Origin of the sequence: Janthinobacterium paucivorans, assembly GCF_051380805.1 — a bacterium.
Lineage (GTDB): Bacteria > Pseudomonadota > Gammaproteobacteria > Burkholderiales > Burkholderiaceae_D > Janthinobacterium > Janthinobacterium lividum_D.
Map to the genome: position 1 here is coordinate 107,823 of NZ_JBNYXR010000005.1, position 20,034 is coordinate 127,856.

Genomic DNA, 20,034 nt, shown 5'->3' on the forward strand with positions numbered 1-20,034 from the left:
GTGTTTTGCTTATTCCTTGCAGCGCCCGCTTGAGCGATGTTTTGCGGGTGCTGTTGTATAGCCTGTTGTATAGCCTGTTGTATTGCGCGCGCGCTGTGGCCTGGCCAATTCGTGTACCCTTCCCACAGGCACTTCAACCATGGGGAGCAAGCACGGTGGAATACAAGGACTATTACAAGGAGCTCGGCGTCGAGAAGAACGCTACCGAGGCCGAGATCAAGAAGGCGTACCGCAAGTTGGTACGCAAATACCACCCCGACGTGAGCAAGGAAGTGGACGCCGACAAGCGCACCAAGGCCCTGAATGAGGCTTACGGTGTGCTGGGGGATGCGGAAAAGCGCGTCGCCTATGATGAACTCGGGCGTCACCAGGGCGCCCAAGGGCAGCCGTTCCGGCCGCCGCCGGGCTGGGGCTCGGGCTACGAATCTGCGGGCGCCGACGACAGCGACTTCTTTGCCGACCTGTTTGCCCACGTGGGCGGGCGTCGCCGCGCCGGTGGCAGTTTCCAGATGCCGGGCGAGGACAGCCACGCCGCCATCAGCATCGATTTGCACGACAGTTATCACGGCGCCAAGCGCCACATCGTCATGCGCGTGCCTGAAGCTGACGCGCAAGGCCAGGTGGTTACGCGCGAGCGCACCCTGGAAGTGACGCTGCCGAAAGGCGTCACGGAGGGCCAGCAGTTGCGCATGAAGGGGCAGGGGAGTCCGGGCAGCGGCGGTGCACCCGCCGGCGACCTGTATCTGGAAATCCGCTTCCAGCCCGATGCGCGCTACAAGGTGGAAGGGCGCGATGTGTTCGAGACGGTGCCTGTCACGCCTTGGGAGGCGGCGCTGGGCGGCGAAATCGCCGTGCCCACGCCATCGGGCACGGTGGCCGTCAGCGTGCCGCCCAATTCACAGACGGGGCGCAAGTTGCGCCTGAAGGGGCGCGGCATTCCCGCCGCCCAGCCGGGCGACCTGTATTTGCTGCTCGAAGTGGTGCTGCCGCCGGCGAACGATGACAAGGCGCGCGCACTGTATGCAACCATGGCACGCGAGATGGCTTTCAATCCACGCCAGAAGCTGGGAGGGTAAATCATGGCAAACAAGATAATTGGCGAACTGCTCGAAGATCGTGCCCTGAGCCTGGAAGAACTGGCGCGCGCCTGCGCCGTGGAACCGGACTGGGTGGTGCAGCATGTGCAGACCGGCGTGCTGCTGCAAAATGGCCAGCCAGCAGAGCATCTGACGGCCTGGCGGTTCACCAGCCTGGATCTGGTGCGCGCACGGCGCCTGCACGAAATCGAATCCGTGTTCGACGCAAACGCCGAAATGGCCGCGCTGGTGGTCGATTTGTCGGAAGAAGTGGCGCGCCTGCGCCGCCGCCTGTACGTGCTCGGCGTCGAGTAGCCCTTATGCGGGCTCGCCGTGGCGTGTCACGGTGAGCCTGGCAATATAAAATTGTCCATCAACGACGACACGGTGCGGGATGCCGGCCACGTCGAAGCCGGGGCCGCCGTCTTCCATCCAGTCCTGCGCCACGCTGTCGAACTGCTGCGGCGTCATGCGCAGCATCTGCGCCGTGATGACGAAGCGCGCGCCAGGTTTTTGTTTGTTGACGAAGTCGTCGATGCCGGCCATGGTGGTTCTCTTCAAGGTTGTGTCTGAAATAGGGGGCAGACCCGTCGGGGCAACCCGTCCCAATGGGACGGGTTGCGATCCCGCAGGGACTGACCCCAGCAGTTGTTTGGGGCTTGCTGAGGCATGATACCTGTCCGCGCGCGCTTCTAAAACCCCTGCACCAGCAACGGCAGTTGCTCCGCAAAGCGCTCTGTCAACCACTTGCCTGCCTGGCCGGACGGCGTATCGGCGCGCTGGATCAGGTAGATCGGATAATTTTCGCCCTTGTCGACGGCCAGCGTCAAATGCACCAGGCGCCCGGCCTGCAGGTCGTCGCGTACCATCGCTTCGGGCATATTGCCCCAGCCCAGTCCTGCGCGCAGCAAGGCGTGCTTGGAACCGAGGTCGCCCAGGCGCCAGTTGCGCAATCCCAGCACGCCGAAATCCTGGCCCTGCGTCAGGTCGCTGCGGTCGCTGAGCACCAGTTGCACGTGTTCGCGCACCACGTTGGAGGCGATCGGCTGCGCCAGTTGCGCCAGCGCGTGGCTGGGTGCGGCCACGGGAATGAGGCGCACATGGCCGACGGCCAGGCGCTCGAAGACGCCGGCCGTGGTCGTCATCGAGCCACCGAGGCCGATGTGGCAGCTGCCATCCATCACCAGTTGCGCTACGGCGCCCATGGCTTCGATGCGCAGGCGCAGGGCAACGGTGGGGAACTGCGCCTGGAAGGCTTCCAGGACGCGCACCAGCACGCAGGTGGGGAACATCACGTCGACCACTACCGACACTTCCGCCTCCAGTCCGCCGGCCAGCGCCTTGGCGCGCGCGCGCATGCCATCGACCTTCAGGGCCACGGCGCGCGCATCGGCCAGCAGCGCCTTGCCCGCGTCCGTCAGGGTGGGCTTGCGCTTGGCGCGGTCGAGCAGCACCACATTCAGTTGTTCTTCCAGGTTGGCGATGGTGTAGCTGATCACCGACTGCGTGCGGTGCAATTGGCGCGCCGCGTGCGCGAAGCCGCCCGCGTCGATGACGGCGACGAACACGCGCAACTGGTCGAGCGAAGGTTGGCCCGGTTCTCTCATGCTGGCTCCATATCTAAAAATTCGATGCTAAACATTGGCATTTACACGGTTTCATCGATGGTAGACCCGAACTATGCTGTTTGCAAGGGCTGCAAGGGCTGCAACATGGCCCAAGCCCACCCCATTTCCACAGGAGCAATTCACGAGCAGGGTCTGACACATCATTAGCCGCGTGCGCAACAGCGCCTACCTGTTGCGCCAATTGTGTGGCGAATTCGCGGCGAAACTGGCAGCGCAGCGCAGGCGGCTGCGGCCGTGCAGTTGTCCGATGCCTTGGTCGATGAATTGCTGGCCGCCTGCACTCGATCTTCAAGTGGATTGCTAATTTGCTATGCTTGACATAAGCTTGTCGACGGCACGCCCCCGTGCCAGCCCGGCGAACGGTTCGCCATGAAAGTTTTCCATGCACAAGTTGGCAAGCGCAGTACTGTTCGGATGTTCCCTGTTGGCGGCCGGCGCGGCGCAGGCGCAGACTGCGCCGGTGGCGCCGCCCTATGTGGGGCGTCATGCTTCCACGCCCGAAGATATCCGTGCCATCGAAAAAGTCGTCGCCGACTTCCAGGCGGCGCTGCTCGCCAAGGATATCAAATTGCTATCGTCGCTGATGCTGCATACGAACATTTTGTTCGCCGCGCCGGCCGATGACGGTTTTATCAAGAAAATGCGCGACACGACGGATGTGCATTTCGATGGCGTCCAGGCGGCCGGCTATGTCGGTTTCGCCAACTTTATCAAGCGCGAACCGCAGCGCACGGAAGAAAAATTCTATAACGTCAAGATCACCCAGGACCGCCATGTGGCGTGGGTCAACTTCGACTATGCATTTCTGGTCGGCGACAAATTGTCGAACTATGGCGTGGAAGCGTGGCAGATGGTCAAGCGCGACGGCGAATGGAAAATCCTCAGTGCCGTCTGGTCCATGCATCCCGCAGCCGAGGCAGAAAAATAGGTGCCTGCCATGGCGTGTCAGTCGCACGGCAGCGTGCAGATGTTAGCCTGCCACCTGCGTTCAGTACGCGGTTTGCGACTAATAATTCTTTTGCATCGTCTATACTTTCAGTCTGCACACGTAGATAGTCTGATAAGTGTGGCATGCGTAGTCCGGCTCGGCCCGACTCGTGTCGTCATGCATGAAGATGCCTTAGTCATGCATCCTTTTTTCTGTGCCGCGCGATCAAAAAGAGAGCTGAGTTGAATAGCCTGAGCGATCGCGCGTGCATGGTTTTACCCTCACCGCGCCAGTCCGTGGAGACAAGCTGTCCGGCCATGTCATTTTTGGAGCGTACATCGTGCCGATAAAGTATGTTGATTTTTATGAGGTGAATTACACGGCAGAGCGCTTGCAGGGCTGCAAGCTATGGGGCGCGTACGTCGCCATCTATGCCCCCTCGTCCAACCCCATGCATCGCTTGAATCTGCTGCGCAAGCGCCGCGTGTCGGCCGATCACCCGTTTGCCACGGCGGCGGACGCCGTGGCGCAAGCGCGCGAGGCGGCTGTCAAGCTGGTCGAGCAGCGCCAGCGCCGTTATGTCTTCCACCCCTGATGCCATAGCGTCGCATCTTGCAGCGCGCGCCATGGCAGCATTTGCACGCGGCCGGAATGTACCGCTTCCAATTCCACATGCGTGACCGGTTCATCCGGTGTGGCCGTTGCGCATAGCTTGACGACGAGGAAGTGTTTTTCCTTGTTCGCTGGCGTGACTGCCGTCCATTTGCTGTTGAGTAATTTATTCGGACGCACGTTATTGTGATTGAGAATGTTCATGGCGGCTCCTGGTTTGGCACGATGGCGATGTTGCCATTATGATGCAAACTCCGCCACGCACGAGGACCGCCATGAAACGCCAGCTGCACCTGCTTGTCATCGACCCGCAAAACGATTTTTGCGACTTGCCCGCCACCTGGCTGCCGCCGGATGGCGCACCTGCGCTGGCCGTGCCAGGGGCCCACGCCGACATGTTGCGCGTGGCGCAGCTGATTCGTGAAGGCGGCGGCGGCTTGACGCAGATTAGCGTGACGCTCGACGCCCACCACCGCTACGATATCGCCCACCCCGCCTTCTGGCGCACGGGCGAGGGCGCTGCCGTCGCGCCGTTTACGCAGATCAGCGCGCAGCAGGTGCGCGACGGCCTGTTCTTGCCGGCCGCCAGCGGCGCCTTGCCGCGCGCGCTGGCCTACCTTGATGCCTTGCAGCAAGCGGGGCGCTATCAATTGATGGTGTGGCCCGTGCATTGCGAGATTGGCAGCTGGGGGCAGAATGTCCATGCGGCCGTGCGCGCCGCCTACAATGCCTGGGAAGTGCAGCAGTTGCAGGTCGTTGCCAAGTTGAGCAAGGGGGCCAATCCCTGGACCGAGCATTATTCGGCCGTCATGGCAGAAGTGCCCGATGCGCAGGATGCGGCGACCCAGCGCAACCTCGATTTCCTCGCCACGCTGCTGCCGGCGCAGCAGATTTATATCACCGGCGAAGCGGGCAGCCACTGCGTGAAAGCGAGCACGGAAGACATCGCCGACTATCTGCAGGCGCAGCAGGGCCCGCAGGCGTTGGCGCGGCTGGTGCTGCTGACCGATTGCATGAGCCCCGTGACGGGCTTCGCTGCGCAGCAGTGCGATTTCCTGGCCGCCATGCAGGCGCGCGGTGCGCGCCTTGCCACGTCCGCCGAGGTCTTGCCCGAATTGTTGGCCAACGCGCTGGAGCAACCGGCTGCCTGAGCCAGTGTCCAATTTGCGCTGCTGAAATGCTTGCGGTGGCGTACTATTCTGGCTTCAGGAAGTTGGAGAACACACACATGACCCCGATAGTGCGCAGTTTGCTGGAAACCGATCTGTATAAATTTACAATGTGGCAAGCATTGCTGCACGGTCATCCGAACACCCATACCGAATACGAATTTGTTTGCCGCAGCGCGACCGCCTTCCCCTTGGCTGAACTGAAGGTCGAGCTGGAAGAGCAGCTCGACCACCTGTGCTCGATGTCGTTTGCCGACGACGAACTGGCCTATTTGCGCACCTTGCGCTTCATGAAGAGTGACTTCGTCGATTTTTTGACGGTGTTTCGCTTCCAGAGAAAATTCATCGAAGTCAGCACCGATGGCGACACCTTGCTGGTGCACGCGGCCGGACCGCAAGTTCATGTGATGGGCTTCGAAATTTTCGTGCTGTACATCGTCAACGAACTGTATTTCCGCCGCTTCGACCTCGATGCGGCCATGCGCGAAGGGCGTCACCGCCTGGGCTTGAAAGTGGCGGCCGTGAAGGAATTCGGCAAGTTGCCGCGGCGCAAGCATCCGTTTGAATTTTCCGATTTCGGCGTGCGCCGGCGTTTTTCCGGTGCCTGGCACGACGAAGTGGTGCAGTGCCTGGCGCAGGAAGTGCCCGAATATTTTAAAGGCACGTCGAATGTGTACCTGGCGAAAAAGCTGGGCGTCGTGCCGATAGGCACCATGGCGCATGAATATATGCAGTCATTCCAGTCCTTCGGCGTGCGCCTGCGCGATTTTCAAAAGGCGGCACTGGAAGACTGGGTGCAGGAATACCGCGGCGACCTGGGTATTGCCCTGACGGACGTGGTGGGCATGGACGCCTTCCTGGCCGACTTTGACCTGTATTTCGCCAAGCTGTTCGACGGCTTGCGCCATGATTCGGGCGATCCTGTCGTTTGGGGCGAGAAAGCCTTGGCCCACTACGCGGCCCTGCGCATCGACGCCAATACCAAGCGCCTCGTGTTTTCCGACGGCCTGGACCTGGACAAGGCCTTCGCCCTGTACCGGCACTTTGCCGACCGCATCATGACGGGCTTTGGCATCGGCACCAATCTGACCAACGACGTCGGTTTGACGCCGCTCAACATCGTCATGAAACTGGTGCGCTGCAATGGCCAGTCGGTGGCGAAATTGTCGGATTCTCCGGGCAAGACCCTGTGCAAGGATGAAACTTTCCTCGCTTACTTGCGCCAGGTGTTTCACCATCCTGCCGTCGAAGTGCCGCGCTAGAAGCCTGCGAGCACCGTGTCCATGTGCTCGACCTGGGGCGGGGCGGCGAAGAATTCGCCGACGAGACCGCGCCAGGCTTGGAAGTCGTCGCTGCCACGGAAATGCACGGTATGGTCTTCCAGCGTGGCCCAGCCAACGACCAGGCGATACGCATCGCCATTTTCGATCGAGCGCTCCAGGCGCATCGATTCGCAGCCGCGCGCGCGCTGGAACAGGGGCACGGCTTTGGCGACGGCCGCCTCGAAAGCGCCATGCGTGGCCGGTTTGATCTGGATGTGGGCAATTTCAAAAATCATGGCAAGTTCCACTGTGGAATGAAAGAAACTTGATCTTGCCATAATTTTGCGCATGCGTGGGAGGGCGTCAGCGCTTGCAGCGCCTGCGACGACGAGGCGTAACAGGCGGTACATCGGCCAGGTTTCACCTGCGAGCCTGTAAAAAATTCCGCTTCAAGCGATAAAATCCGCGATCAAGGCGCAAAGCTTGCTTGAAATATCCGGTATGGCTGCCAAGTCGCGCTAAGATACGCCTTGCGGTGCATGCTGCAGGCATACGGGGTCTATCTTGCGGGGTCTATCTTTTATAGGAGAACTACATGGCGGCGAAGAAAATTCTGTTTTTGACCGGCGATTTTGCAGAAGATTATGAAACGATGGTGCCGTTCCAGGCCCTGCTGATGCTGGGCCATACCGTGCATGCCGTGTGTCCCGGCAAGCAAAGCGGCCAGACGATCAAGACGGCGATTCACGATTTCGAGGGCGACCAGACTTACACGGAAAAGCCCGGTCATTTGTTCACCTTGAACGCCAGCTTCGACGAGATCGACCCGGCCGACTATGACGCCGTGATGATCGCCGGTGGCCGCGCCCCCGAATACCTGCGCCTGAACGAGAAAGTCATCGCCGCCGTGCGCCATTTCGCCGACGCGGGCAAGCCCGTCGCGGCTGTCTGCCACGGCGCGCAATTGCTGGCCGCCGCCGATGTCATCCGCGGCAAGCGTATTTCCGCCTATCCCGCCTGCGCGCCCGAAGTCAAGCTGGCGGGCGGCACGTATGCCGACATCGCCGTTACGGACGCCATCACCGATGGCCAGTTCGTCACGGCGCCCGCCTGGCCAGCGCATCCGGCCTGGCTGGCGCAGTTCGTCAAGCTGCTCGGTACCGAGATCCGTTTGTAACGTCATACCTGCCCGGCCTGCCAACATGCCGGGTATTTTTCTTCTCTAAAATCGATTTGAGTCTTTCATGCATGCGCCGCGCAGTCAATTTTCCCGTAAACAACTTCCAGCGTCGCGCTGGCGCCAGCGCCGCCTGGCGCAAGCCGAATCGGGGCTGAGCACGGCGCAGGAACGCCAGCTGGCCACCCTGCATGACATTTCCACCCTGCTGGCAGGCCAGCACGCCATCGATGCCTTGTGCCGCGGTTTCCTGCACCATGTGATGCAGTTCGCGCAAGCCCAAGGCGGCACCGTGCGCATCCTCGATGCGCAGCACGATACCGTGCACATCATCGTGCATGAGGGTATTTCGGATGGCATGGTGGAAGAAGAACATTGCATCCGCAATAACGATTGCCTGTGCGGTGCAGCCGTGGCGCAGGGCGTGATCCAGATCCGCGATTTCCGCCAGGTCGATGCGCTGCAGCGCTTTCGCTGCCAGGATGAAGGTTTTATCGCCATCGCCGTCTTTCCCATCCTTGCGCGCGAGCAGGTGGTGGGCAGTTTTTCGCTGCACTTTGCGCGTCCGAAAGCCGTGCACGCGCAGCAGCAGGGCTGGCTGGAAACCCTGGGCCAGAGCCTGGGCATCGCCATCGAGAACCAGCGCCTGATCGCGCGCGAGAAGGAATTTGCCGTAGCGCGCGAACGCAGCCTGCTGGCCGAAGGCTTGCATGACAGCATAGCGCAAAGCTTGAACTTCATCAGCCTGCAAGTGCAGATGCTCGACGACTCCGTGCGCCGGGGCCAGCTCGACGAAGCGGCCGAAGTGCTGCCGCTGATGCGCATGGGTGTCGAGCAAAGCTATCAGGATGTGCGTGAATTGCTGGTCAATTTCCGCACGCGCTGGCATGGCAGCGACCTGGAAAGCAAGCTCAACGAAGTGCTGGCCAAGTTCAAGTTGCAGACAGGCGTCGCCGGCACGCTCGATATGCGCGGCAATGGGGCGCCGCTGGCGCCCGAACAACAGTTGCAGATCCTGTTCATCGTGCAAGAAGCGCTGTCGAATATCCGCAAGCACGCGCAAGCGAGCAACGTGGCCCTGTGTGTGGAAAACGGGCGCGATTTTTCGCTGCGAGTACGCGACGATGGCGAAGGTTTTGCCGCCAATGTGCGCGACAGGAAAACGGAAGTGCAGATCGGCTTGCGTATCATGCAGGAAAGAGCCGAGCGGCTCGGTGCACAATTTACCATCGATAGCACGCCCGGCGGAGGCACGACGATCTCGCTGGCCTTGCCGGCCGCCCGGCGCCAGGCCGCGTAACAGAAGATTCATTCCTACCAGGTAAAAGATACAAATACGTGAACGCTCCAATCAAAATCCTGCTGGTCGACGACCATACCTTGCTGCGCAGCGGCGTCAAGCTGCTGCTGCAGCGCAACCCTCTATTCCAGGTGGTGGGTGAGGCATCGAACGGGCTCGACGGCGTACGCCTGACGGCCGAGTTGCTGCCCGATGTGGTGCTGATGGACTTGAATATGCCCGGCATGAGCGGCGTCGACGCGCTGCAACTGATCTTGCAGGACTTGCCGCAGATGGTGGTGCTGATGTTGACCGTGTCCGAAAACGCGGCCGACCTGGGCGCGGCCTTGCGCGCAGGCGCACGCGGCTATTTGTTGAAAAATATTGAAGCCGAACAACTGGGGCAGGCCATTTGCCGCGCCGCAGCCGGCGAATCCGTGATTGCCGATGCCATGACGGCCAAGTTGGTGTCGCAGTTTCGCGCGGGGCAAAACGCGCCCGAGGCCGACTATGACAAATTGACGCCGCGCGAACGCGAAGCCATGGCTTGCCTGGCGCGCGGCCAGAGTAACAAGGAAATCGCGCGCCAGCTGGACGTGGCCGAAAGCACGGTGAAAATCCACGTGCAAAACATCCTCAAGAAGCTTAAGCTCAGCAGCCGGGTGCAGATCGCCGTGTATGCGGTCGAGCGTGAGTTAGGTAAATAGAGATCAAGCAAAGCGCAAATAAACCCAGGCAATGCGCGATTATTTGATCTGTATGCCGCTCCGGCCTAGACAACCCTAGTTCCTTTGACGTATGGCCTTGACGCTACCTGCCCATTACACTATTAGCCATTCGCTAATCTAATAAGAGAGTGTCATGCATAAGGTCAACGTCGATGGCTTGCTATCGAGCCAGGCTCTGTTCCGCCATATTTCCCCTTCGCAATTAGAACAATTGCGCCAGGATGTCGTGCGCGTCGAAGTGGAAAAAGGCAAAGTGCTGTTCCGTAAGGGCGAAGTGGCGGAAGGTGCTTATGTCGTGGTTTTCGGCCTCGTCAAGCTGAGCGTGTTTTCCATGGAAGGTACCGACAAGGTACTCGAACTGATCCGTCCGGGCCAGAGTTTCGGCGAAGCCATGATTTTCCTCGATGAACCGTACCCGTTCTGCGCCGAAGCGCTTGAGCACTGCCTGCTGCTGCGCATCCCGCCGCACGCGCTGCTGCGCCTGCTGGACCAGTCGCCGCGCATCGCGCGCCAGATGATGAATAGCCTGTCGCACCACCTGATGGGTTTTATTCGCAACGTGGAACGCTGCTCCGTGCAGAACGCCACCCAGCGCGTGGTCGAGTATCTGTTGCAGGCGTCGGACCAGCAGCGTTCGAACGAGGTCAAGCTGGACTTGAAGAAAAGTTTGCTGGCGTCGTTTTTGAACCTGGCACCCGCCACTCTGTCGCGCGTGCTGCACCAGTTGACGGACTTGCATTTGATTAAAGTCAGCGGTTCGCTGATCCAGATCCAGCCCGATGCCTTGAAGACCTACCGTCACGGTGCGATCACGCCGGTGTTGAACTAATTCTTTCAGTAGGCAAGGTCCGCCGCCAGAACAACAGGGCGAGCAAGCTGACCGCCGCACCGAGCGCGCATACCCCATGCCAGCCCGCCAGCGCATACACGCTGGTGGCGGCAATCGCACCCGCACCGCTACCCACCGCATAAAACAGCATATAGCAAGCCACCAGGCGGCTGTGCGCGTCGCTATCGTGCTTGAAGATCAGGCTTTGGTTCGTCACGTGGATGGCTTGTCCTGCCAGATCTAAGGCGATGATGCCGATGATCAAGGGCCACAGGGCCGTACTGGCAAAGCCGAGCGGCAGCCATGCGGCCAGCATCAATAGCAGGGCTGCGCCCGTCGTCCACTGGGCGCGGCCCTTGTCGGCCAACGCCCCGGCACGCGCCGCGCCCAGCGCGCCGATCACGCCCACCAGGCCAAATGCGCCGATGGCCGCATGGCGATAGCCTTGGGCCGTCAAGGGCAGCACCAGGGCACTCCAGAAGATATTGAACACGGCAAACATCAGCAGGGCCAGCATGCCGCGCACGCGCAGCACCTTGTTATGCATCAACATGGCCAGCATGGAGGCGAGCAGGGCACCGTAGGCCAGCTTCTGATGGGATGGCTGCGCTGGCGGCAGCTTGCGCCACAGCAGCAACAGCAGGGCGCCAGCGATGGCCGCCGAGACAAAATACACGGCGCGCCAGTCTGCCATATCGGCCACCACGCCGGACAGGGTGCGTGCCAGCAGCAAGCCTATCACTACGCCGCCCTGCGCCACACCGACCACGCGGCCCCGCTCGTGGCTGGCCGCCGCACTGGCCGCGTAGGCGATCAAGCCCTGCGTCATGGCCGTGCCCAGCAAGCCGACCATCAGCATGCCGCCCAGCAAGGCGGCCGTGGAACGGGCGCAGCCCAGCGCTGTCAGGCAGATGGCAAGCAAGCCCAACTGGAACAGCGTCAAACGGCGTCGGTTGAGCATGTCGCCCAAGGGCACCAGCAGCAGCAGGGCCAGCGCGCAGCCCAGTTGCGTGGCCGTGATGACCATGCCGCTGGCGGCGTCCGTCATACCGAATTGCTGCGCCAGGGTGGCCAGCAATGGCTGGGCGTAATACACATTGGCCACGCTGAGGCCGGCTGCCGTGGCAAACAGCCAGACGAGGGAGGGGGGAAGTGCTGTCGTCAGGGGAGGGTTTGTATCGCGCATGGAATGGTAGGTAAGTGGTTTTAAATTAAAACCACTTGGAGTCTACGCCGGGAAGTTTTAAAATGCAACCACTCAATCGTGGAGACTGCCTGTGGCCAAGCGCAAAAGCCTGAAAACCGACCCCTGTCCCGTGGCGCGCGCGCTCGACGTCATCGGCGAGCGCTGGTCGCTGCTGATCGTGCGCGACGCCTTCGACGGCATGCGCAGGTTTGGCGAATTCCAGAAAAGCCTGGGCGTGGCGAAGAACATCCTGGCCGACCGCTTGCATACGCTGGTGGAAGAGGGCATTTTTACGGTCGCGCCCGCCTCGGACGGCACGGCCTACCAGCAATATGTGCTGACGCAAAAAGGGCTGGCGCTGTTTCCCGTCGTCGTCGGCCTGCGCCAGTGGAGCGAGGAGCAATTGTTCGAGCCGGGGGAGGCCCATTCCAGCCTGCTGCAGCGCGGTTCAGGCTTGCCCGTGCGTCGCATCGACGTGCTGGCCGAGGATGGACGCGTCTTGCAGGCGGGCGATACCGTCGTGCACAAGGTGGTGCCCGAATGACGCGCGTGGCCGTCATCGGCGCTGGCATCACGGGCGTCACCACCGCTTACGCGCTGGCGAAACGGGGCGTGGACGTGACCTTGATCGAGCGTCACCGCTATGCCGGCATGGAAACGTCGTATGCGAATGGCGGGCAATTATCGGCCTCGCACGCGGAAGTGTGGAACCACAGGGCGACGCTATGGAAGGCCTTGACATGGATGGCGCGGCGCGATGCACCGCTGCTGCTCAATCCGACTCCCAGCTGGCACAAGCTGAGCTGGTTTGCGCAATTTCTCGCCGCCATGCCGCACTACGAACGCAACACCATCGCCACGGTCCGCATGGCGATCGCCGCGCGCGAACATCTGTTTGCGTGGGCGCAAGCTGAAAACATCGCTTTCGATCACCGCTGCGCCGGCATCTTGCATATCTACCGGGACCGGCGTGGCTTCGAGCGGGCGGCCGGCGTGTCGCGCTTGCTGGCGCAGGGCGGCTTGCAGCGGCGCGCCGTCACGCTTGCTGAAATGCGCGTCATTGAACCGGCCCTGGCCGGCGACTTTTACGGCGGCTATTACACGGACAGCGATTCCACGGGCGACATCCACAAATTCACCAGCGGCCTGGCCGACGCCTGCGTCCGCCTGGGCGTGGCCTGCCGCTACGGCGCGCAGGTGAAGACGCTGGCGCGCGAGCATGGCAAGGTGCGCGTCAGCCTGGGCGAGGATAGCACCCTGTTCGATGCCGTCGTCATTTGTGCGGGCACGGCCAGTCGTGCCCTGGCAGCAATGCTGGGCGACCATGTGAATGTGTATCCAGTGAAAGGTTATTCGATTACCGTGCAGCTTGATGACGCAGCGAGCCGTGCTGCGGCTCCTTGCGTCAGCTTGCTCGACGACGCTACCAAGCTGGTCAGCAGCCGCCTCGGCGAGGACCGGTTGCGGGTGGCGGGCACGGCGGAATTCAATGGCGATAACCACGACATTCGCGCCGACCGCATCCGTCCGCTATTGCAATGGGTGGAGCAGTGCTTTCCTGGCGTCAATACGCGCAAGGTGGTCCCGTGGGCGGGCTTGCGTCCCATGCTGCCCGCCATGCTGCCGAAAGTGGGGCCAGGCAAGGCGCCCGGCGTGTACTACAACACCGGCCATGGCCACCTGGGCTGGACCCTGGCCGCCGCCACGGCCGAGATGGTGGCGACGCTGCTGACGAGGGCGGTGGCGGCTAGTTCTTCGGCAACAAGTCGCTGAGCGCGACGCGGCCCTTGGCGGTGAGTAAGGAGCTTACCTTGCTGTCGTCTTCCACTGCGCACGATGCGCTGCACCTCAGCTATGCGCCGGGGCGTTCCTGCGCCACCACGGCCATCGCCGCACCCAGGTATTGCAGCATGGCCGCGTCGACGAAGCTGCCTTCCATCAAACGCGGTTCCTGCTGGTGCGCCTGGCGCAATTTGTGCTGCGTGGCCGGGTCCGTGCCCGCATATGAACGGAACAGCTCCAGCCACTGTCGCGCCAGTTGCAGCACGGCCGCATCGGTGGGTGGCGTGCGCGCATCCATGGCCGCGCGTACGGCGGCGATCAGGGCCGGCCACTCGCCCGAGCGCTTGCCGTAGTTGGCGGCCAGATATGCGTATTCCTGCTCGTTGAGGAAGGGCTGGTACAGCGCAATGCGCGAGGCATTGAAGGCGGCAATGATGAATTGCATCAAGTGCGCATCGACGCTGGTCGTCGCTTGCATGGTCGGCTCCTGCGCGTGCATGTCGTTCAGGCGCGCGAACAGGCCGGGATGGGCGCCCGTGTCGCGCACCAGCTTGACCATCCATTGCGTGGCCAGGGCCTGTGCCTGGGCATCGCCGGGGGCGGCGCCCGTCGCCTGCAGTGCGCGCACGCTTGCCACCAGCGCTTTCCATTCCTGTTCCACGGCTGCGTCCGATAGCAGCGGTAGTTGTTGCAGTTCTTCAGGGCTAAAGTATTTATCGTACATGGTCATCAACTCCATCGTGGTGAGCCAATCGGCCAGTTCCGGGGCTTGCCCTTGCGCCAGTTGCGTCTGCAAGCTGCACAGGCGCGCGCGCAGGGTGGACGCCTGTGCGATCTGGCGCTCCAGCATGGCGATCTGCTGCGCCACGATGGTGCTTAAAGGCAGCTCCGGCCCGGCGAGTGCGTTGGCGATCTCGGCCAGCGACAGCCCGAACTTGCGCAGCGCCATGATCCGGTGCAATCGGTCCATGTCGCCGTGCTGGTACAGGCGGTAACCAGCGGGCGTGCGCGTCGAAGGCGAGAGCAGGCCGATGCTGTCGTAGTGGTGCAGGGTGCGGATAGTCAGGCCCGTGAGCCTGGCCAGTTCACCGATTTTCAATAGCATGGCTTGCTCCTTGTTTGGCGCGTACAGACAGCATCGACCCTGACGCAGCGTCAGGGTCAAGCGAAATGTTCAATGGAGTCAATCGATCGTCAGCCGCTGGCGCAGTTCCTGCAGCAGGGTGCCGGTCTTGGGCCTTAGCTGGCGCGCCAGCGGCCAGGCCAGATACAGCGGCAAGCCTGGCGTGGCCAGTGCCGGCAGCACTTCCACGATGGCGCCCGTGGCCAGGTATTCTTGCACCAGCCAGGTGGCCAGCTGCGCCACGCCCAAGCCCGCCAGCACGGCGGCGGTGCGCGCTTGCGCGTCGCCCAGCGTCATGCGGGGCGACGCCAGCCGGTATTCGACCTGCGCGCCCTTGTCATGGCCTGGGAACAGCCATGGCATGGGCGAAGCGTCGCCGCGCCCGTAGGCGATGCAGTCGTGGCCATCGAGATCGGCGATGCAGGTGGGTGTGCCGCGCCGCGCCAGGTAGGCGGGCGCCGCGCACAGGATCAGCTGTTCGTCGCCTAAGTGCATTTGCCCCAGCGCAGCTGGCCAGTGCGAGGGTGCGCCGATGCGCACGGCGATATCGATGCGCTCCTCGAACAGGTCGACGAAGCGGTCGCTGAAGGCGATCGACGGCTGCAAGCGCGGATATTGCGCGCACAGGTCGAGCAGCGCGGGCATCACGCGCAGACGGCCATACGAGGCCGGCACGCCGATGCGCACCTTGCCCGCCAGTTCTGTCGCGTGTTCGGCCAGGACGTCTTGCGCATCGGCCAGTTCTTGCAGCACGCGCTTGCAGGTGGCGTAGTAGGCGCGCCCAGCATCGCTCAGTTTCAGCCGGCGCGTGCTGCGCTCGAACAGCAGCACGCCCAGCCGTTCTTCCAGGCGCGCCACACTCTTGCTGACGGCCGAACTGCTCAGGTGCAGGCGCTCGGCCGCCTTGGTAAAACTGCCCGCGTCGGCCGTGGCGAGGAAGGGCGTGAGGCCCTTTAAATGTTCCGATGAAAACATGATTCGAGAATTTTATTCATGAATAAGATGAAATAGTATCGCGGATCAGAATTGATGTCGCGTATATGATGATTTTTTCTTTTGGAGCTACTCTCTCATGCAAAAACACGCCCTCATCATCGGCGCCAGCGGCGTCATCGGCAGCAACTTGGCCACGCATTTGCTGGCGCAAGGCTGGCAGGTGACGGGCGTCTCGCGCGGCCGCACGCCCGTGCCTGCCGGTTGCGTATCGTTGCAACTCGATGCGACCGATGGCGCCGCCGTGGTCACTGCGCTGGCGGGCCTGGACGTCAGCCACGTCTTCTTCACGGCCTGGGCGCGCCAGGACAACGAGCAGGAAAATATCCGCGTCAATGGCGCCATGGTGGCCAACGTGCTGGCAGCGCTGGGTCCGAAGGGCCACTTGCGCCATGCGGCGCTGGTGACTGGCCTCAAGCATTACCTGGGGCCGTTCGACGCGTATGCAAAGGGCAGCGTACCCGTCACGCCGCTGCGCGAAGAGCAGGGCCGCCAGGAGGTCGAGAATTTTTACTATGCACAGGAAGACCGTTTGTTCGAAGCGGCCACACGCTATGGCTTTACGTGGAGCGTGCACCGCCCGCACACCATCATCGGCTATGCGCTGGGCAATGCCATGAACATGGGCTTGACTCTGGCCGTGTATGCCAGCCTGTGCAAGGCCAGCGGCCAGCCTTTTGTGTTTCCCGGTTCATCCGCACAGTGGCATGGCCTGTCCGACATGACGGACGCTGGCCAGATCGCGCGCCACCTGGCGTGGGCGGCGCACAGCCCGGCCGCGCGCAACGAGGACTTCAATATCGTCAATGGCGACGTGTTTCGCTGGAAGTGGCTGTGGCCCCGTCTGGCAGCGTACTTTGGCGTGGCAGCGGCGGACTTGCCGGAGGCCATGGCGCCACTGGCCGGGCGCATGCACGATGCGCCTGCACAATGGCGTGCCATCGCGCAGCAGCATGATCTGGTGGAAACGGATATCAGCCGTCTCGCTTCCTGGTGGCATACGGATGCCGACCTGGGACGGCCGATGGAAGTGATGACGGACATGGGCAAGAGCCGCAAGGCGGGCTTTCTTGACTACCAGGATACACCCGATGCCTTCTGCAATCTGTTCGAGAAGTTGAAGGCGCAGCGCATCATTCCCCGCTGACCTTGTTCGTCGCGGCAGGCGGTGGCGCCGCTGCTGCTGCTGCTGCTGCCGCCGCCGCATTCGCCGCATTTTCCGCATTTGTTTTATGCTGCTGCGCCCGCTGCCATTCCAGGCCCGGGCGGTCGACACGAAATTGCAGCAGGCGTCCCTGCACCACTTCCGTCACATACGCCGTGCGGCCATCGGGGCCGCCGAAGCTGATGTTGCTGGGCTTGGCGCCGGGCACGCTGATCTCGCGCAGGATGCGCCCCTGCGGCGACAGTTTGACCACGCTGCCCTTGCCGTAGCGCGTCACGTACAGGTTGCCGTCGACGTCCACGCGCATGCCATCCATGCCGAAATCGTCAAACTTGATCAGCAATCGCTTGCCACTCAGGCTGCCGTCTGCGGCGATGTCATACATCCAGATATTGCGCTGCACGCTTTCATTGACATACAACATCTTGCCGTCCGGGCTCACTTCGATGCCGTTGGCCGTCCCCATGGTATCGAGCGCCAGTGTCACCGTGCCATCGGCCGCGATGCGCCACACGCGGCCCGTGTTTTCTTTCCAGTTCGGGTCGCTCGCATACAGCACGTCATCGGCAGTGATGGCGATATCGTTCGGCTGCGTCATGCGCGGCTCGCGCGCGTGGATGGACAGCGCGCGCGTGGCCGGGTCCACCCGGTAGATCGTGTGCTCGACATAGTCGGCCAGATACATCTGGCCCCGGCTGCCGAAGCGGATGCCGTTGGCGATGCTGGTGCCGGGCAGGCTCAGCCACACTTCGCCGCTGCCATCGGGGCGCACCTTGCCGATGGTTTGCTGGCGCGCAAAGTTGACGGCATAGATATTGCCATCCGCATCCACGGCCGGGCCTTCGATGCCCTTGGTAAAGGAATGTGCGGGCGTGAAGGTGGTGGTGAGGAACAGCGCTTCGTGCGCGGGCGCGCTGGCGCAGGCGGACAGATTGAGCAGCGCGGTGGCTATCACGGCGCTGCGCAGCCAGCGCAGGGTGGTTCGGGAATCGGGCATGATGGATCTCTGTATAGCAACGGTGGCCCATGTTACCCGACGCGTACTGGCTGCGGCGATCCCTGGTCTATGTGAACCATGGAGTAATGCAGGCAAGGGTATCGAGGGGCCATATTTTGCACGCGATGCCGACCGCTGCCCATGCGCGCGCTACCCTTGCGGCGGCCTGAGGCGCATGTAGTTGATTTAAATGAAAATTCACGCCGCATTGCGGTTACACTGGGGCCGCCTATACTGCAGTAGCAGCCTTGGGGCTTGTTCACGGTGGCGCTGGCAATGCCGCGCAGACCCGCTGTCGTAGGCGAATCCCACCATCTATGATGGGTTCCCGGGCTCGGCCCATGCCTGCGAATCTCCCGAGGGTTGCTGGCAGGGACAGTTGGTGCTGAGTAAGTGTGGCTTTGACGATGTCCGGCAAGCCAGTCTGGAAAAATGCAGCACGCGGCACGCAGTACGCGGCCTAGCAATCGGCCTTGGCCATGGGGGGCAGTTCGCCAATGACGTGCTGCCCATGCGCACCGTTGACGATAAGTAGTCGCATACTTGTATTTTAGAGTATTGTGCTAAATGAGAATGTAATACACCGTAGGCAGCAATAGAGCTGGCGTGCGCGGCGATGTCTGAGTGAACGCTGCGGAACGAAGAGTTGTCCTTGAGGCCGGCCCTCACAAGCCGTACATCGTTACCATGCACCACACAGCACTCTCGCCCGATCCTGATGATGCGCCCCAGCAGTTGACCTCCGAGCAAACTCTGCATGCCTCGCATAGCCGCGAAGTCAAGCTGCTGCGCGACACAATCAATCAATTGTTGATCATGGCCAAGATGCAGGTGCAGGAAAAGGATCAATCCGACACCTTTGGCCCATTGATCAAGCAGTTGCGCGAAGCCAATCAAAATCTGGTACTGGCGACGTTTGGCGCGCAGGATATGCAAGCTTCGGCCGAAGCGACGACCTTGCGCCAGACGGAATTCCTGGCCATGCTTGCGCATGAATTGCGCAACCCCTTGCAGCCGCTGGCGATGGCCAATGACTTGCTGGCTAAAAAGGTCGACCTCGACCCCCAACTGGCGCATGTGCATGGCGTGATCGGCCGCCAGGTGGCGCACATGGCGCGCCTGATCGGCGACTTGCTCGATGCCTCGCGCGTCAGCAGCGGGAAGATCACCTTGCAGCTGGCACCCATCGCGCTAAGCGAAATTATCGCCAGTGCCGTGGAAGTGGGCCAGGCCAGCATCAGCCAGCGTCAGCAAGTGCTGAGCGTGAGCATGCCGAAAGAAGCGCTGGTCATCGAAGGCGATCTGGTGCGCCTGACGCAAGTGTTTGCCAACTTGCTCATCAATGCCAGCAAATTTACGCACGAGTTTGGCCACATTGACATCGTCGTCAGGCGCCGCGATGATGTGGTGGAAATTACCGTCAGCGACGACGGCGCCGGCATCGCTCTCGATATCCAGCCCTTCATCTTCGACCTGTTTACCCAGGGCTACCGTTCGCTGGAGCGGGCGCAGGGAGGCTTGGGCATCGGCCTGTCGCTGGTGCGCATCATCACCCAGTTGCATGGCGGTACCGTGGATGTGTTCAGTGCTGGGGTTGGCTTCGGCAGCCAGTTTGTCTTGCAGCTGCCCTTGTCCTCGCTGGCGCTGCCGTCGCAAGACATGCACACGCAAGCTGCGGCGTGCGCACTGCCACGCCGCGTATTGCTGATCGAGGATAACGCCGATGCGGCCGAAATGCTGGCGCTGCTGCTGACGCAGGACGGCCACCATGTCGACGTGCGCAATGATGGCCCCAGCGGCTTGCGCGCCGCGCTCGATGCGCCCTACGATGTCATCGTATGCGATATCGGCTTGCCTGGCATGGATGGTTTTCAGCTCATCAGTGCGGCACGCGCGGCGTTGTTGCCGCCACTGCCATGCTTTGTCGCTGCATCGGGCTACAGCCAGCTTGGCGAGTACGACCGCGCTGGCGAGGCAGGGTTTGACCATTATCTGGTTAAGCCTATCAATATCGACGCTTTGTCGAAAATAATCACGGCAACGGTTCCCCGCTGATGGGCGAGGAAATCCTGATGCTTTTGTTTAACATGGTCCAAGTAC

At 61.9% G+C, this 20,034-nt stretch carries 22 protein-coding genes; 14 read left to right on the forward strand and 8 right to left on the reverse strand.

What is annotated here, in order from left to right; genetic code table 11:
- Window positions 1-155: 155 nt before the first annotated feature.
- Window positions 156-1,076: a DnaJ C-terminal domain-containing protein gene (locus tag ACQ4V8_RS08020; RefSeq protein ID WP_010395627.1), complete on the forward strand. Its 921-nt coding sequence runs from the start codon at window positions 156-158 to the stop codon at window positions 1,074-1,076.
- Window positions 1,077-1,079: 3 nt separating this feature from the next.
- Window positions 1,080-1,391 (forward strand): MerR family transcriptional regulator, encoded by a 312-nt coding sequence (locus ACQ4V8_RS08025; protein ID WP_070345623.1) that lies wholly within the window; start codon window positions 1,080-1,082, stop codon window positions 1,389-1,391.
- Between the two features lie 3 nt (window positions 1,392-1,394).
- Here ACQ4V8_RS08025 and ACQ4V8_RS08030 read toward each other — a convergent pair whose 3' ends face one another.
- Window positions 1,395-1,622, reverse strand: a complete 228-nt coding sequence (locus tag ACQ4V8_RS08030) for a hypothetical protein (RefSeq protein WP_436571254.1) — start codon at window positions 1,620-1,622, stop codon at window positions 1,395-1,397.
- 146 nt (window positions 1,623-1,768) lie between these two features.
- Window positions 1,769-2,683 (reverse strand): LysR family transcriptional regulator, encoded by a 915-nt coding sequence (locus ACQ4V8_RS08035; RefSeq protein WP_010395633.1) that lies wholly within the window; start codon window positions 2,681-2,683, stop codon window positions 1,769-1,771.
- A 403-nt stretch (window positions 2,684-3,086) separates the two neighbouring features.
- Between ACQ4V8_RS08035 and ACQ4V8_RS08040 the strand changes: the two genes are divergently transcribed.
- Both ACQ4V8_RS08040 and ACQ4V8_RS08045 read left to right on the forward strand, forming a co-directional pair.
- Window positions 3,087-3,632: a Cif family virulence factor gene (locus ACQ4V8_RS08040; RefSeq protein ID WP_010395635.1), complete on the forward strand. Its 546-nt coding sequence runs from the start codon at window positions 3,087-3,089 to the stop codon at window positions 3,630-3,632.
- Window positions 3,633-3,972: 340 nt separating this feature from the next.
- On the forward strand, window positions 3,973-4,227 hold the full coding sequence (locus tag ACQ4V8_RS08045) for a hypothetical protein (protein WP_029496223.1): 255 nt from the start codon (window positions 3,973-3,975) through the stop codon (window positions 4,225-4,227).
- Here the strand turns inward: ACQ4V8_RS08045 and ACQ4V8_RS08050 are convergent.
- A complete protein-coding gene (locus ACQ4V8_RS08050; RefSeq protein ID WP_010395638.1) occupies window positions 4,209-4,448 on the reverse strand; it encodes a TIGR02450 family Trp-rich protein in 240 nt (79 codons plus the stop codon). The genes ACQ4V8_RS08045 and ACQ4V8_RS08050 overlap by 19 nt on opposite strands.
- 71 nt (window positions 4,449-4,519) lie before the next feature.
- Between ACQ4V8_RS08050 and ACQ4V8_RS08055 the strand changes: the two genes are divergently transcribed.
- Together ACQ4V8_RS08055 and pncB are read left to right on the forward strand one after the other, a co-directional pair.
- A complete protein-coding gene (locus ACQ4V8_RS08055; RefSeq protein WP_010395640.1) occupies window positions 4,520-5,395 on the forward strand; it encodes a cysteine hydrolase family protein in 876 nt (291 codons plus the stop codon).
- A gap of 77 nt (window positions 5,396-5,472) precedes the next feature.
- The gene (gene pncB / locus ACQ4V8_RS08060; protein WP_010395642.1) at window positions 5,473-6,675 is read left to right on the forward strand and encodes a nicotinate phosphoribosyltransferase; all 1,203 of its coding nucleotides are present in this window, start codon (window positions 5,473-5,475) and stop codon (window positions 6,673-6,675) included.
- Here the strand turns inward: pncB and ACQ4V8_RS08065 are convergent.
- Window positions 6,672-6,971, reverse strand: a complete 300-nt coding sequence (locus ACQ4V8_RS08065; RefSeq protein ID WP_010395645.1) for an antibiotic biosynthesis monooxygenase family protein — start codon at window positions 6,969-6,971, stop codon at window positions 6,672-6,674. The genes pncB and ACQ4V8_RS08065 overlap by 4 nt on opposite strands.
- A gap of 299 nt (window positions 6,972-7,270) precedes the next feature.
- Between ACQ4V8_RS08065 and ACQ4V8_RS08070 the strand changes: the two genes are divergently transcribed.
- The 4 genes from ACQ4V8_RS08070 to ACQ4V8_RS08085 all read left to right on the forward strand — a co-directional run bounded on the left by ACQ4V8_RS08070 (window position 7,271) and on the right by ACQ4V8_RS08085 (window position 10,688).
- Complete coding sequence (locus tag ACQ4V8_RS08070; protein WP_010395648.1) at window positions 7,271-7,852, forward strand: DJ-1/PfpI family protein; 582 nt, start codon at window positions 7,271-7,273, stop codon at window positions 7,850-7,852.
- A gap of 67 nt (window positions 7,853-7,919) precedes the next feature.
- Entirely contained in the window at window positions 7,920-9,152 is a 1,233-nt protein-coding gene (locus tag ACQ4V8_RS08075; RefSeq protein WP_436571207.1) for a GAF domain-containing sensor histidine kinase, read from the forward strand.
- A gap of 38 nt (window positions 9,153-9,190) precedes the next feature.
- Window positions 9,191-9,838: a response regulator gene (locus tag ACQ4V8_RS08080; protein ID WP_010395651.1), complete on the forward strand. Its 648-nt coding sequence runs from the start codon at window positions 9,191-9,193 to the stop codon at window positions 9,836-9,838.
- A 154-nt stretch (window positions 9,839-9,992) separates the two neighbouring features.
- The gene (locus ACQ4V8_RS08085; protein ID WP_010395654.1) at window positions 9,993-10,688 is read left to right on the forward strand and encodes a Crp/Fnr family transcriptional regulator; all 696 of its coding nucleotides are present in this window, start codon (window positions 9,993-9,995) and stop codon (window positions 10,686-10,688) included.
- On the opposite strand, the gene ACQ4V8_RS08090 is transcribed toward ACQ4V8_RS08085, so the two are convergent.
- Complete coding sequence (locus tag ACQ4V8_RS08090) at window positions 10,669-11,874, reverse strand: MFS transporter (protein ID WP_436571208.1); 1,206 nt, start codon at window positions 11,872-11,874, stop codon at window positions 10,669-10,671. The genes ACQ4V8_RS08085 and ACQ4V8_RS08090 overlap by 20 nt on opposite strands.
- 91 nt (window positions 11,875-11,965) lie before the next feature.
- Between ACQ4V8_RS08090 and ACQ4V8_RS08095 the strand changes: the two genes are divergently transcribed.
- Both ACQ4V8_RS08095 and ACQ4V8_RS08100 read left to right on the forward strand, forming a co-directional pair.
- Entirely contained in the window at window positions 11,966-12,418 is a 453-nt protein-coding gene (locus ACQ4V8_RS08095) for a winged helix-turn-helix transcriptional regulator (protein ID WP_010395659.1), read from the forward strand.
- Window positions 12,415-13,647: a D-amino acid dehydrogenase gene (locus ACQ4V8_RS08100; RefSeq protein WP_436571209.1), complete on the forward strand. Its 1,233-nt coding sequence runs from the start codon at window positions 12,415-12,417 to the stop codon at window positions 13,645-13,647. Before ACQ4V8_RS08095 ends, ACQ4V8_RS08100 begins: the two co-directional genes overlap by 4 nt.
- Before the next feature lie 79 nt (window positions 13,648-13,726).
- Here ACQ4V8_RS08100 and ACQ4V8_RS08105 read toward each other — a convergent pair whose 3' ends face one another.
- Both ACQ4V8_RS08105 and ACQ4V8_RS08110 read right to left on the reverse strand, forming a co-directional pair.
- A complete protein-coding gene (locus ACQ4V8_RS08105) occupies window positions 13,727-14,761 on the reverse strand; it encodes a MerR family transcriptional regulator (RefSeq protein WP_070345618.1) in 1,035 nt (344 codons plus the stop codon).
- 78 nt (window positions 14,762-14,839) lie between these two features.
- A complete protein-coding gene (locus ACQ4V8_RS08110) occupies window positions 14,840-15,754 on the reverse strand; it encodes a LysR family transcriptional regulator (RefSeq protein WP_010395666.1) in 915 nt (304 codons plus the stop codon).
- Window positions 15,755-15,851: 97 nt separating this feature from the next.
- On the opposite strand from ACQ4V8_RS08110, the gene ACQ4V8_RS08115 reads away from it, so the two are divergent.
- Window positions 15,852-16,919, forward strand: coding sequence for an SDR family oxidoreductase (locus ACQ4V8_RS08115; protein WP_436571210.1), 1,068 nt, complete (start codon window positions 15,852-15,854; stop codon window positions 16,917-16,919).
- On the opposite strand, the gene ACQ4V8_RS08120 is transcribed toward ACQ4V8_RS08115, so the two are convergent.
- Entirely contained in the window at window positions 16,906-17,934 is a 1,029-nt protein-coding gene (locus ACQ4V8_RS08120) for an SMP-30/gluconolactonase/LRE family protein (RefSeq protein WP_436571211.1), read from the reverse strand. The genes ACQ4V8_RS08115 and ACQ4V8_RS08120 overlap by 14 nt on opposite strands.
- A gap of 687 nt (window positions 17,935-18,621) precedes the next feature.
- Here ACQ4V8_RS08120 and ACQ4V8_RS08125 point away from each other — a divergent pair.
- Window positions 18,622-19,989 carry a hybrid sensor histidine kinase/response regulator gene (locus ACQ4V8_RS08125; protein WP_436571212.1) on the forward strand — a complete coding sequence of 456 codons (1,368 nt, stop codon included), beginning with the start codon at window positions 18,622-18,624 and terminating at the stop codon, window positions 19,987-19,989.
- Window positions 19,990-20,034: the final 45 nt, after the last annotated feature.